This is a genomic window from Streptomyces antibioticus, from assembly GCF_002019855.1.
Lineage (GTDB): Bacteria > Actinomycetota > Actinomycetes > Streptomycetales > Streptomycetaceae > Streptomyces > Streptomyces antibioticus_B.
On the sequence record NZ_CM007717.1, the window covers coordinates 1,921,073 to 1,934,042 of the forward strand.

General features: G+C 69.9%; 8 protein-coding genes. 4 read left to right on the forward strand and 4 right to left on the reverse strand.

The window, feature by feature from the left end; translation table 11 throughout:
* Positions 1-88 precede the first annotated feature (88 nt).
* The 4 genes from AFM16_RS08545 to metH form a co-directional block, all read right to left on the reverse strand.
* Positions 89-1,696 (reverse strand): ABC transporter substrate-binding protein, encoded by a 1,608-nt coding sequence (locus AFM16_RS08545; RefSeq protein WP_030795476.1) that lies wholly within the window; start codon positions 1,694-1,696, stop codon positions 89-91.
* Between the two features lie 403 nt (positions 1,697-2,099).
* Positions 2,100-2,240 (reverse strand): hypothetical protein, encoded by a 141-nt coding sequence (locus AFM16_RS39305; RefSeq protein WP_167797165.1) that lies wholly within the window; start codon positions 2,238-2,240, stop codon positions 2,100-2,102.
* Complete coding sequence (locus AFM16_RS08550) at positions 2,237-2,935, reverse strand: HAD family hydrolase (RefSeq protein ID WP_030795473.1); 699 nt, start codon at positions 2,933-2,935, stop codon at positions 2,237-2,239. The genes AFM16_RS39305 and AFM16_RS08550 overlap by 4 nt, the downstream gene beginning before the upstream one ends.
* 131 nt (positions 2,936-3,066) lie before the next feature.
* Positions 3,067-6,585 carry a methionine synthase gene (metH, locus tag AFM16_RS08555; RefSeq protein WP_078632945.1) on the reverse strand — a complete coding sequence of 1,173 codons (3,519 nt, stop codon included), beginning with the start codon at positions 6,583-6,585 and terminating at the stop codon, positions 3,067-3,069.
* Positions 6,586-7,380: 795 nt separating this feature from the next.
* Here metH and AFM16_RS08565 point away from each other — a divergent pair.
* The 4 genes from AFM16_RS08565 to AFM16_RS08580 all read left to right on the forward strand — a co-directional run bounded on the left by AFM16_RS08565 (position 7,381) and on the right by AFM16_RS08580 (position 12,676).
* Positions 7,381-8,145, forward strand: a complete 765-nt coding sequence (locus AFM16_RS08565; protein WP_030795467.1) for an IclR family transcriptional regulator — start codon at positions 7,381-7,383, stop codon at positions 8,143-8,145.
* A 378-nt stretch (positions 8,146-8,523) separates the two neighbouring features.
* Positions 8,524-9,318 (forward strand): MIP/aquaporin family protein, encoded by a 795-nt coding sequence (locus AFM16_RS08570; RefSeq protein ID WP_078632947.1) that lies wholly within the window; start codon positions 8,524-8,526, stop codon positions 9,316-9,318.
* Positions 9,319-9,475: 157 nt separating this feature from the next.
* On the forward strand, positions 9,476-11,017 hold the full coding sequence (glpK, locus tag AFM16_RS08575) for a glycerol kinase GlpK (RefSeq protein ID WP_030795459.1): 1,542 nt from the start codon (positions 9,476-9,478) through the stop codon (positions 11,015-11,017).
* 45 nt (positions 11,018-11,062) lie between these two features.
* Positions 11,063-12,676, forward strand: a complete 1,614-nt coding sequence (locus AFM16_RS08580; protein ID WP_030795457.1) for a glycerol-3-phosphate dehydrogenase/oxidase — start codon at positions 11,063-11,065, stop codon at positions 12,674-12,676.
* The last annotated feature ends 294 nt before the right edge of the window (positions 12,677-12,970 follow it).

Genomic DNA, 12,970 nt, shown 5'->3' on the forward strand with positions numbered 1-12,970 from the left:
GACGAACGTACCACTCGACCGCAAAGACGTATCACCCGAGCGGAACCCGACCAGAAACGACCAGAACCCGACAAGAAAGGTGCGTGCGTCAGCTGCTCACGCCGCGGCCCAGTTCCCAGAGCTGGACGGTCGCGGAGGAGTTCAGGACGTACGCGGTGCCCGTGATGTCGGTGCTGGCGGCGACGTACTGCTTGCCCTGCCACAGCGGGAGCACCGGCACGTCGTCGGCGACGATGTCCTGGATCTCCGTCAGGCTCTTTCCGGCGCTGAGGCGGTCGGCCTCACGACGGGACTGCGGGATCAGGTCGTTGATGATGTCGCTGTTGCGGTACGGGGAGTTGAGGAAGTTGTCCTTGTCGAGGAACGGCGCGACGTAGTTGTCGGCGTCCGGGAAGTCGGGGAACCAGCCCATGCCCCAGACCTCGTACTCGCCCTTGCGCTCGGCCGGGACGAAGGTGTCCCAGGCGGTGCCCTTGACGGTCACGTCGAACAGGCCGCTGTCGTTGAGCTGCTTGCGCAGCAGCTCGAACTCGTCCTTGGTGGCGGGACCGTAGTGGTCGGTCGTGTAGTTCAGGGTCAGCTTGACGGGCGTGGTGATGTCCGCCTTGGCGAGGAGTTCCTTCGCCTTGCTGACGCTGGGGTCGCCGTACTTGTTGAAGAACGAGTTGGAGTGGCCCGTGATGGAGGCGGGGACCAGCGAGTAGAGCGGCTCGGCCTGGGAGCCGTAGACCTCGGAGACCAGGTGGTCGCGGTCGATGACCTGGGCCATCGCCTGGCGCACGGCCTTCGTCTTCACCTCGGGGGCGTTGGTGTTGAAGGCGAGGTAGCGGATCTCCAGGCCGCCCAGCTCGATCAGGTCGATGTCGCTGTCGGCGGTGGCCTCGGAGAGCTTCTGGATCTGCTCGGGCGACATGGAGCGGGTCATCAGGTCGATGTCGCCCTTTTCGAGGGCGGTGCCCATGTCGTCGGCGTCCTCGTACGACACCATGTCGACCTCGCCGTTGTTCACCTCGAGCGCGCCCTTGTAGTGGGGGTTCTTGGTGAAGACGGCCTTGGTCATCTCGTCGCCGTCGGTCTCGGCCTTGAGGGTGTAGGGGCCCGAGCCGTCGACGGAGAAGCCCTCGCGCAGCTTGTCCTTCTCGTAGTCGTCGGGGTTGACGATGCCGGCGACCGGGGTCGACAGCTTGAAGGGGAAGGTGGCGTCCGCGGTCTTGAGGTGGAAGATGACTTCGTTGTCACCCTGCGTTTCGATGGTGTCGATCGTCGAGAGCAGGGCGAAGACGCCGGAGTCGGCCTTGATGGAACGGGCCCGGTCGATGGAGAACTTGACGTCCTCGGCGGTGACCGCGTTGCCGTCGGAGAACTTGAGGTCGCTGCGGAGCTTGCAGGCGTAGCGCTCGTTGCCGCTGTCGGTGAAGCCGCAGGACTGCGCCGCCTCGGGGACCGGCTCGCCCTCGCCCTTGGGCTGGATCATCAGGGTCTGCACGGTCTGGCGCAGGATGTTCCAGGTGCCGACGTCGTAGGCGTAGGCGGGGTCGAGGGGTGCGGGGGCGTCCTTGGTGGCCGTGAACCGGTCGGTGGTGCCCACGACGATGGCGTCGCCGCCGCCGCTCCCGCTGTCTGCCCCGCCGCAGGCGGCGAGTACGGGCGCGAGCAGACCCACCACGGCCGGCAGCACCAAAGTCTTGCGGTTCATGCTCGAGTTTCTCCAGAGCTGTCGAGTCCGTGTACCCGGCAAGCAGGGGTGTCGCAGCGGATCACGGGGCAGGGGCGATGTTCGTGTAACGAGATTAGTCCGCTTCCGGCAGGACGGTTGACGGCGACCGGAGTTGAATGCCCATCACGCTGCGGAACCGGGCGTGGACGCACGGAACAGACGCCCGGGGAAGGATTCGTGCAGCAGTCCATCAATCGGGACACAAGGACGTGCCGGGGCACCCGGTATGCCGGGATCCGGCACATGCCGGGGCAACTGTCGACCCCCCGCGGGGTGGGGAACGTCACACGCGGGACAGGGGTGACCGACCGGAATTCCGTCTGCGGTGACGGATGCGTGACGGAAGGAATTCGTCTGTGGACACGGCCGCCGAATTCCTTTGCTATCGGCGGTGCACGCTGGGTGAACGCGCTATCGCATTTCTGTCATCGAAACGTTCTCCGGCGATCACGAACACGATCACGAAGACGGTCATGAAGGCGGTCATGAAGGCGGTCACGAACGCGATGACGAAGGTGATCATCCCAGCGGCATGAGGCCGCGCAGGAAGGCCAGATCGACGCCTTCGAGGGTGGGCACGACGGTGCACCGGGCGCCCGGCTCGATGCCCGCGACGGAGGGCACGGCGACGACCTGGCAGCCGGCCGCGTGGGCGGCGGCGACACCGGTGGCGGTGTCCTCGACGACGGCGCAGCGGGCCGGGTCCACGCCCAGCCCGGCGGCGGCGAACAGATAGGGGTCGGGGTGCGGCTTGGTGCGCAGCACCTCGTCCCCGGCCACCGTGAGGGAGAAGTGCTGGGGGCCGAGCGAGGTCAGGACGCGGTCGATGATGCGCCGGTGCGAGGCGGAGACGAGGGCCGTGGGGATCTCGTACGCGGCGAGTTCCGCGAGCAGCCGTGCGGCGCCCGGCATCAGGGGCAGGGCGCGGGTGATGCGGTCCTCGAAGCCGTCGTTGAGCAGGACGGACAGTTCGGCGAGGGTGATGTCGGCTCCGGTGGCCTCGATCAGGAACCCGGCGCTGCGGCTCATCGGGCCGCCGACCACGACATGGCGCCAGGAGTCGTCGAGCGCGTGTCCGAGGCCGGCGAAGACCTCGACCTCGACGTCCCACCAGAAGCCCTCGGTGTCGACGAGGGTGCCGTCCATGTCGAGCAGCACGGCCTGGAGGGCCGAGCCTTGGGCCGTGCGGGTTGTGGGCGCGGGAACCGTACTGGTCATCCACGTACCTCCTGTGAGGGACGAGCAGGCCGGTTCCCGGGCGGGAACCGGCCTGCTGTGGACCGACCAGTGTACGACTTGTCCGATCAGTACGCCGATCTATACGGCGAGTGCTGCGCGGTGTCCGGTGGTCACCGTGCGTTGAAGTACTTGGCCTCGGGGTGGTGGATCACGATGGCGTCCGTGGACTGCTCGGGGTGGAGCTGGAACTCCTCCGACAGGTGGACGCCGATCCGCTCGGGCCGCAGCAGTTCGGCGATCTTGGCGCGGTCCTCCAGGTCGGGGCAGGCGCCGTAGCCGAGGGAGAAGCGGGCGCCGCGGTACTTCAGGGAGAACATGTCCTCGATGGCGGCGGGGTCCTCGCCTGCGAAGCCGAGTTCCGAGCGCACGCGCGCGTGCCAGTACTCGGCGAGGGCCTCGGCGAGCTGGACGGACAGGCCGTGCAGTTCGAGGTAGTCGCGGTAGGAGTCGGAGGCGAAGAGCTTCGCGGTCTCCTCGCCGATGCGGTTGCCGACGGTGACGACCTGGAGGCCGACGACGTCGGTCTCCCCCGACTCCTGGGGGCGGAAGAAGTCCGCGAGGCAGAGCCGGCGGCCGCGGCGCTGGCGGGGGAAGGTGAAGCGGGTGCGTTCGTTGCCGTGCTCGTCGAGGAGGATGAGGTCGTCGTCCTTGGAGACGCACGGGAAGTAGCCGTAGACCACGGCGGCTTCCAGGAGGTTCTCGGTCTGGAGCTTGTCCAGCAGGCCGCGCAGGCGCGGGCGGCCCTCGGTCTCGACGAGTTCCTCGTAGGTCGGGCCGTCGCCGGTGCGGGCCTGCTTCAGACCCCACTGGCCCTTGAAGAGGGCGCCCTCGTCGAGCCAGGTGGCGTACTCCTTGAGCTGGATGCCCTTGATGACGCGGGTGCCCCAGAACGGCGGGGTGGGGATCGGGTTGTCGACGGCGACGTCGGAGCGGACGTGGCCCTCCTCGGGGCGCTCCTCGGTGACCACGGCGCCGGCGGCGGGGCGGACCCGGCGCTGCTTCAGCTCGGGCAGCTTGGCGCCGGGCACGCCGCGCTTGACGCCGATGAGGGCGTCCATGAGGCGCAGGCCCTCGAAGGCGTCGCGGGCGTAGCGGACCTCGCCCTCGTAGATCTCGTGGAGGTCCTGTTCGACGTAGGCGCGGGTGAGGGCGGCGCCGCCGAGGATGACCGGGTAGTCGGCGGCGAGGCCGCGCTGGTTCAGCTCCTCCAGGTTCTCCTTCATGATCACGGTGGACTTGACGAGGAGACCGGACATGCCGATGACGTCGGCGCGGTGCTCCTCGGCGGCGTCGAGGATCGCGGAGACCGGCTGTTTGATGCCGAGGTTGACGACGTTGTAGCCGTTGTTGGACAGGATGATGTCGACGAGGTTCTTGCCGATGTCGTGGACGTCGCCGCGGACGGTGGCCAGCACGATGGTGCCCTTGCCCTCGGCGTCGGACTTCTCCATGTGCGGTTCGAGGTGGGCGACGGCGGTCTTCATGACCTCGGCGGACTGGAGGACGAACGGCAACTGCATCTGGCCGGAGCCGAACAGTTCGCCGACGACCTTCATGCCGTCCAGCAGGGTGTTGTTGACGATGTCCAGGGCGGGCGTGTCCTGGAGGGCCTCGTCGAGGTCGGCCTCCAGGCCGTTGCGCTCGCCGTCGATGATGCGGCGCTTGAGGCGCTCCTCCAGCGGCAGGGCGGCGAGTTCCTCGGCCTTGCCGGCCTTGAGGGACTTGGCGGTGGCGCCCTCGAAGAGCTGCATCAGCTTCTGGAGGGGGTCGTAGCCCTCGGAGCGGCGGTCGTGGATCAGGTCGAGGGCGGTCGTCACCTCCTCCTCGCTGAAGCGGGCGATCGGCAGGATCTTGGAGGCGTGGACGATCGCGGAGTCGAGGCCGGCCTTGACGCACTCGTCGAGGAAGACGGAGTTCAGCAGGATGCGGGCGGCGGGGTTGAGGCCGAAGGAGATGTTCGACAGGCCCAGGGTGGTCTGGACGTCGGGGTGGCGGCGCTTGAGCTCGCGGATGGCCTCGATGGTGGCGACGCCGTCGCCGCGGGACTCCTCCTGACCGGTGCAGATGGTGAAGGTCAGGGTGTCGATGAGGATGTCCTCCTCGCGGATGCCCCAGTTCCCGGTGAGGTCGTCGATCAGCCGTTCGGCGATCTCGACCTTCTTCTCGGGGGTGCGGGCCTGGCCCTCCTCGTCGATGGTGAGGGCGATCAGGGCGGCGCCGTGCTCCTGGGCCAGGCGGGTGACCTTGGCGAAGCGGGAGTCGGGGCCGTCGCCGTCCTCGTAGTTCACGGAGTTGATCACGGCGCGGCCGCCGAGCTTCTCCAGGCCGGCGCGGATGACGTCGACCTCGGTGGAGTCCAGGACGATCGGCAGGGTGGAGGCGGTGGCGAAGCGGCCGGCGAGTTCCTCCATGTCGGCGACGCCGTCGCGGCCGACGTAGTCGACGCACAGGTCGAGGAGGTGCGCGCCCTCGCGGATCTGGTCGCGGGCCATCTCGACGCAGTCGTCCCAGCGGCCCTCCAGCATGGCCTCGCGGAACTTCTTGGAGCCGTTGGCGTTGGTGCGCTCGCCGATGGCCAGGTAGGAGGTGTCCTGGCGGAAGGGGACGCTCTGGTAGAGGGAGGCGGCGCCGGCCTCGGGGCGGGGGTCGCGCGGGGCGGGGGTGAGGTCGCGGACGCGTTCGACGACCTGGCGCAGATGCTCGGGGGTGGTGCCGCAGCAGCCGCCGATCAGGGAGAGGCCGTAGTCGCGGACGAAGTTCTCCTGCGCGTCGGCCAGCTCGGAGGCGGTGAGGGGGTAGCTGGCGCCGTCCTTGCCGAGCACGGGCAGACCGGCGTTCGGCATACACGCCAGCGGGATGCGGGCGTTGCGGGCGAGGTAGCGCAGGTGCTCGCTCATCTCGGCGGGGCCGGTGGCGCAGTTCATGCCGATCATGTCGATGCCGAGCGGCTCCAGGGCCGTCAGGGCGGCGCCGATCTCGGAGCCGAGGAGCATGGTGCCGGTGGTCTCGACGGTCACGGAGACGACGAGCGGGACGTCCAGGCCGGCGGCGGTGCGGGCGCGGTGGGCGCCGAGGACGGCGGCCTTGGTCTGGAGGAGGTCCTGGGTGGTCTCGACGATCAGGGCGTCGGCGCCGCCGGCGATGAGGCCCTCGGCGTTCTGCTGGTAGGCGTCGCGCAGGGTGCCGTAGGCGACGTGGCCGAGGGTGGGCAGCTTGGTGCCGGGGCCGATGGAGCCGAGGACCCAGCGGGTGCGTCCGTCGCGGGCGGCGAAGGCGTCGGCGGTCTCGCGGGCGATGCGGGCACCGGCCTCGGAGAGTTCATGGACGCGCTCGGGGATGTCGTACTCGGCCATCGCGGCGAAGTTGGCGCCGAAGGTGTTGGTCTCGACGCAGTCCACGCCGGCGGCGAAGTACTCCTCGTGCACGGAGCGGACGATGTCGGGCCGGGTGACGTTGAGGATCTCGTTGCAGCCCTCGAGGTTCTCGAAGTCCTCGAGCGTGGGCTCCTGGGCCTGGAGCATGGTGCCCATGGCTCCGTCGGCGACCACCACTCGGGTGGCCAGGGCCTCTCGGAGCGCGGACACACGGGTCCGGCTGTCGGCGGAAGGGGTCGGCGGCACAGAGGCCATGGATGGGCTCCCTCGAATGCGACGGCTGTCGGCTTTACGCCACCCCGGGCTCCGCCCGAGGAGTACGCACGCCGCCAGGGTAGCCGGGCGGGCCGCAGTATGGTCAGCCCGTCCATGTGCCGGACGACGGCGCCGCACGGCCGGCGGAGGGGTTGGAACGGGCGTCGGACGGGTTACTGCCGCAGCGCGAACGGTCCCCCACCGGGGCGCGAGCGGGCTCCTACCGGGCCACGGGCCGGCTCCCATCAGGTCCCTGGCGGGGCACGAGCGAGACCCGAACGGCACCCGAGCGGGGTCCGGACGGGTCGCGAGCGGCACCACCGGGCGGGTCGCAAATGAGGCCCGGGCGGGGCCCGAATGAGTCTCCAGGGACACGAAGGGGTCCCCGGCAGGGGCCGGACGGGGCCCCGACAGTAGTCAGGCGGATCCCCGGCGGCGGCTGGTTGAATCCCTGGCCGGGGACCGGACGAGTCCCCGATGGAGTCGGGCGGGTCCTCGGCGGGGTCGGGGGCCCCGACGGGGTCGGGGGCCCCGGCGGGGTCGGGGGCCCCGGCGGGGTCGGGGGCAGGCCCCCGGACGGGCCCGGACGGGTTCCGGAAGGTCCCGGACGGGTTCCGGAAGGTCCCGGACGGGTCCCCCGTACCGTCCAGACGGGTGACGAACGAGGCCCCAGGGGCTGTCGTTCGGGGCCCAGGTGGCGTAAGACATGTCGGCTGGGCATTGGCGGGAGGTCGGCATCGACCGGTAGTGTTCGACATTGCCGAACGGCGGTAGGGGACGGAGGCGGGACGGGCGATGGCACGGAACATCCAGTCGGTCGAACGGGCGGCCGCGATGCTGCGGCTGCTCGCGGGCGGCGAGCGGAGGCTGGGCCTGTCGGACATCGCGTCCTCGCTGGGCCTGGCCAAGGGCACCGCCCACGGGATTCTGCGCACCCTCCAGCAGGAGGGGTTCGTCGAGCAGGACGAGCCGTCCGGCCGGTATCAACTGGGCGCCGAGCTGCTGCGCCTGGGCACCACCTACCTCGATGTGCACGAGCTGCGCGCGCGGGCGCTGGTCTGGACGGACGACCTGGCCCGTTCCAGCGGCGAGAGCGTGCACCTGGGAGTGCTGCACCAGCAGGGCGTGCTGATCGTGCACCACGTCTTCCGGCCCGACGACAGCCGGCAGGTCCTGGAGATCGGGGCCATGCAGCCCCTGCACTCCACGGCACTCGGCAAGGTGCTGTCCGCCTACGACCCGGTCGCGCACAGCGAGGTGGTGGAGGCCGACCGCAAGGCGTTCACGGACCGCACGGTGTGCGACCTGGACGATTTCGAGCAGCTCCTCGATCTCACCCGCGCGCGCGGGTACGCGGCGGACGTGGAGGAGACCTGGGAGGGCGTCGCGTCCATCGCCGCGCCCATCCACGACCGGCGGCGGATGCCGGTGGGCGCGGTCGGCGTCACCGGCGCGGTGGAGCGGCTGGCCAGGGACGGCGAGCTGCGCCCGGAGCTGATCGCGGCCGTGCGGGACTGCGCCCGCGCGGTGTCGCGGGACCTGGGCGCCGGACGCTTCTGAGCGGTACGGCGAACACAGCGGTACAGCGAAGACACCGGGACGCCGTGGGCGTTCCGGCTTTCGGCATGCCCGCCTACGCTGAAATCTCCACTCACCGGGACATTTGCGGCAGAGTGGCGCTCACCGTCCGAAGCCACCGGAACACCGATAAGCAGCCTCGATCAATAACGATCGCACTTTGGATAACAGAACCCTTGACGCACTCGTGAGGCCGGAGCAAGACTCCCGTCCATCGGTCGGCATTGTCGAACACCTACCGGCAATAAGCGCTAGAGTGTGGCAACGCCAAGGGCCGGCACAGCTCTCACCCCGAGGGCAGTTCGAACACCGGCGGGACCCGGTGTTCGGCCCCTTGGACGAACGACAAAGGAGTCGCGGGTGTCCAGCTCCGACATCTTCATCGGCGAGACCATCGGTACCGCCATACTCATCCTGCTCGGTGGCGGCGTCTGCGCCGCCGTGACGCTGAAGGCCTCCAAGGCCCGCAACGCCGGCTGGCTGGCCATCACCTTCGGGTGGGGTTTCGCCGTACTGACGGCCGTCTACACCTCGTCCCCCCTCTCGGGTGCCCACCTCAACCCGGCCGTGACACTCGCGCTCGCGATCAAGGACGACGACTGGAGCAACGTTCCGGTCTACTGGGCGGGCCAGATCCTCGGCGCCGCGATCGGCGCGGCCCTGGTCTGGGTCGCCTACTACGGGCAGTTCCACGCCCACCTCACCGACAAGGAGATCGTCGGCGGTCCGGGCGCGCAGGCCACCGCCGCCAAGGCCGTCGAGGCCCAGGAGCAGGGCGCCGGCCCGGTGCTGGGCGTCTTCTCCACCGGCCCGGAGATCCGCGTCGTCTGGCAGAACCTCGCCACGGAGATCATCGGCACCGTGGTGCTGGTGCTCGCCGTCCTCACCCAGGGCCTCAACGCCGACGGCAACGGCCTCGGCACTCTCGGCGCCCTGATCACCGCACTCGTCGTCGTCTCGATCGGTCTGTCCCTCGGCGGCCCGACCGGCTACGCGATCAACCCGGCCCGTGACCTCGGTCCGCGCATCGTCCACGCCCTTCTGCCCCTGCCCAACAAGGGCGGCTCCGACTGGGGCTACGCCTGGATCCCCGTGGTCGGACCGCTGATCGGCGGCGCCGTCGCGGCAGGCATCTACAACGTCGCCTTCGCCTAGGAGCTTTCGCTCAGGAGCACGCGAGACCACGGTGGAGGCCGAGCCCGAACCGCCCCGGCCTCCACCGCACGCACCACGCACCGAGCAGCACGCACCGAGCACCACGCACCGCGCCGTCCAGACAGCCCTCTTCCACGGAACACCCCAGGAGCACACCGTGACCGACGCCCACACCGCCGGCCCCTTCATCGCCGCGATCGACCAGGGCACCACCTCCTCCCGCTGCATCGTCTTCGACAAGGACGGCCGGATCGTCTCGGTCGACCAGAAGGAGCACGAGCAGATCTTCCCCAAGCCGGGCTGGGTCGAGCACAACGCCAACGAGATCTGGACCAACGTCCAGGAGGTCGTCGCCGGAGCCGTCGCCAAGGCCGGCATCACCCGCGACGACATCAAGGCCATCGGCATCACCAACCAGCGCGAGACCACGCTGCTGTGGGACAAGAACACCGGTGAGCCGGTCCACAACGCCATCGTCTGGCAGGACACCCGCACCGACGCCCTGTGCCGCGAACTCGGCCGCAACGTCGGCCAGGACCGCTTCCGCCGCGAGACCGGCCTGCCGCTGGCCTCCTACTTCGCCGGCCCCAAGGCCCGCTGGCTGCTCGACAACGTCGAGGGCCTGCGCGAGCGCGCCGAGGCCGGCGACATCCTCTTCGGCACGATGGACACCTGGGTCATCTGGAACCTGACGGGCGGTGTCGACGGCGGCAAGCACTACACCGACGTCACCAACGCCTCCCGCACCATGCTGATGAACCTGCACACGCTGGAGTGGGACGAGAAGATCGCCGAGTCCATCGGCGTCCCGCTGTCGATGCTGCCCGAGATCCGCTCCTCCGCCGAGGTCTACGGCGAGGTCACCGGCGGCAAGCTCGGCGACCTGCTGGGCGGCATCCCGGTCGCCTCCGCGCTCGGCGACCAGCAGGCGGCCCTGTTCGGCCAGACCTGTTTCGCCGAGGGCGAGGCCAAGTCCACCTACGGCACCGGCACGTTCATGCTGATGAACACCGGCGAGAAGATCATCAACTCCTACTCCGGGCTGCTGACCACGGTCGGCTACCGCATCGGCGACGAGAAGCCGGTGTACGCCCTGGAGGGCTCGATCGCCGTCACCGGTTCGCTGGTGCAGTGGATGCGCGACCAGATGGGCCTGATCTCCACCGCCGCCGAGATCGAGACGCTCGCGCTCTCCGTCGAGGACAACGGCGGCGCCTACTTCGTGCCGGCCTTCTCCGGACTGTTCGCCCCGTACTGGCGCTCCGACGCCCGCGGTGTGATCGCCGGCCTCACCCGGTACGTCACCAAGGCGCACCTCGCGCGCGCCGTCCTGGAGGCCACGGCCTGGCAGACCCGTGAGATCACCGACGCCATGACGAAGGACTCCGGCGTCGAGCTCGCGGCCCTCAAGGTCGACGGCGGCATGACCTCCAACAACCTGCTGATGCAGACGCTCTCGGACTTCCTGGACGCCCCCGTGGTGCGCCCGATGGTCGCCGAGACCACCTGCCTCGGCGCCGCCTACGCCGCCGGCCTCGCCGTCGGCTTCTGGACCAGCACCGACGACCTGCGCGCCAACTGGCGGCGGGCCGCCGAATGGACCCCCCGCATGGACGCGGAGACCCGCGACCGTGAGTACAAGAGCTGGCTCAAGGCCGTGGAGCGGACCATGGGCTGGCTCGACGAGGACGAGAGCTGACGCGGAACCCGTCCCGACAGCTCTGAAGAGGAGTAAGAACCCGACATGACCAGTCCCACCCTGCAGTCCGTGCCTGCCCTCGGTACGCGCCCGGCCTCCGGCTCCAACCCGAGCCGCGCCGAGACCCGGGAGCAGCTCTCCAAGGCGTCGTACGACCTTCTCGTGATCGGTGGCGGCATCCTGGGCATCTCCACCGCCTGGCACGCCGCGCAGTCCGGCCTCAGGGTGGCTCTGGTCGACGCCGGCGACTTCGCCGGCGCCACCTCCTCCGCCTCCTCCAAGCTGCTCCACGGCGGTCTGCGCTACCTGCAGACCGGCGCGGTGAAGCTGGTGGCGGAGAACCACTTCGAGCGCCGTGCGGTCTCCCGCCAGGTGGCCCCCCACCTGGCGAACCCGCTCACGTTCTACCTCCCCGTGTACAAGGGCGGGCCGCACGGCGCGGCGAAGCTCGGGGCGGGCGTCTTCGCCTACTCCGCCCTGTCGGCCTTCGGTGACGGCGTGGGGCATCTGCTCTCGCCGGCCAAGGCCGCCCAGGACGTGCCCGAGCTGCGCACCGACAATCTCAGGGCCGTGGCCGTGTACGGCGACGACCAGATGAACGACGCGCGGATGGCGCTGATGACGGTCCGCGCGGCCGTCGAGGCGGGCGCGGTGGTCCTCAACCACGCCGAGGTCAGCGGGCTGCGCTTCACCCGCAACCGGGTGACGGGCGCCGAGCTGCGCGACCGTCTCACCGGCGACGAGTTCGGGGTGAACGCGCGTCTGGTCCTGAACGCGACCGGCCCGTGGGTCGACCACCTGCGCCGGATGGAGGACCCGAACGCGGCGCCGTCCATCCGTCTGTCCAAGGGCGCGCACCTGGTCCTGAAGCGGACCTCGCCGTGGAAGGCCGCGCTCGCGACGCCGATCGACAAGTACCGGATCACGTTCGCCCTGCCCTGGGAGGACATGCTGCTTCTCGGCACCACCGACGAGGAGTTCGAGGGCGACCCGGCGGACGTGTCGGTGACCGAGAAGGACACCGCGCAGATACTCGACGAGGCCGCGTTCTCCATCCGCGACCAGCAGCTCGACCGGGACCTGATCACGTACGCCTTCGCCGGTCTGCGGGTGCTGCCGGGCGGGCCCGGCGACACCGCCAAGGCCAAGCGCGAGACGGTGGTGACCGAGGGCCGGGGCGGGATGCTGTCGGTGGCGGGCGGCAAGTGGACGACGTTCCGTCACATCGGCCGCACCGTGATGCAGAAGCTGGAGGCGCTGCCCGGGCATCCGCTCGGCGACGACTTCGAGCCGATCTCCTCGCTGCCGAAGAAGCTGCCGCTGCCCGGTGTCGCCAACCCGCGCGCGGTGGCCCACCGGCTGCTGGTCGACCATCCGGCGCCGGGTCCGCGGATGGCCGCCGACACCGCCAAGCACCTGGCGACCCACTACGGTTCGCTGGCCTTCGACATCGCCCGGCTGGCCAACGAGGACCCGCGGCTGGGCGAGCGGGTCCACCCGGACGCTCCCGAGATCTGGGCGCAGGTCGTCTACGCCCGGGACAACGAGTGGGCCGAGACGGCGGACGACGTGCTGCGCCGCCGTACGACGCTGACGATCCGCGGTCTCGCGACGGACGACGTGCGCGCGAAGGTGCAGGACGTGCTCGACAAGAAGTGACGCGTCCGCATGCCTCCCCCGTCCCGGTCTGCTCCCCTTGACCGGCGCGGGGTGACAGGGGAGGGCCCCGCCGTACCCGGGGCCCGAACCGGGAAGGGGCGGCTCCACTCCGGTGGAGCCGCCCCTTTCGCACGCCGCCCCTTTCGCATGCCCCCTTCGCGCGCGGCGTTTTCGCCGGTCAGGACATACTCCCGACATGAAATGGACATGAATCTCGCGATATGAGACAACGCCCTGATCGCGGTCGGTGTACACGGCATCCGGAGCTACCATCACGGAACCCCCACCCCTTCC

Bases quoted from the DNA above. Each gene is read 5' to 3' on its own strand.
- AFM16_RS08580 (WP_030795457.1), top strand. From the start codon at position 11,063: ATGACCAGTCCCACCCTGCAGTCCGTGCCTGCCCTCGGTACGCGCCCG.
- AFM16_RS08565 (WP_030795467.1), top strand. From the start codon at position 7,381: ATGGCACGGAACATCCAGTCGGTCGAACGGGCGGCCGCGATGCTGCGG.
- AFM16_RS39305 (WP_167797165.1), bottom strand. From the start codon at position 2,240: ATGATCACCTTCGTCATCGCGTTCGTGACCGCCTTCATGACCGCCTTC.
- AFM16_RS08550 (WP_030795473.1), bottom strand. From the start codon at position 2,935: ATGACCAGTACGGTTCCCGCGCCCACAACCCGCACGGCCCAAGGCTCG.
- metH (WP_078632945.1), bottom strand. From the start codon at position 6,585: ATGGCCTCTGTGCCGCCGACCCCTTCCGCCGACAGCCGGACCCGTGTG.
- AFM16_RS08545 (WP_030795476.1), bottom strand. From the start codon at position 1,696: ATGAACCGCAAGACTTTGGTGCTGCCGGCCGTGGTGGGTCTGCTCGCG.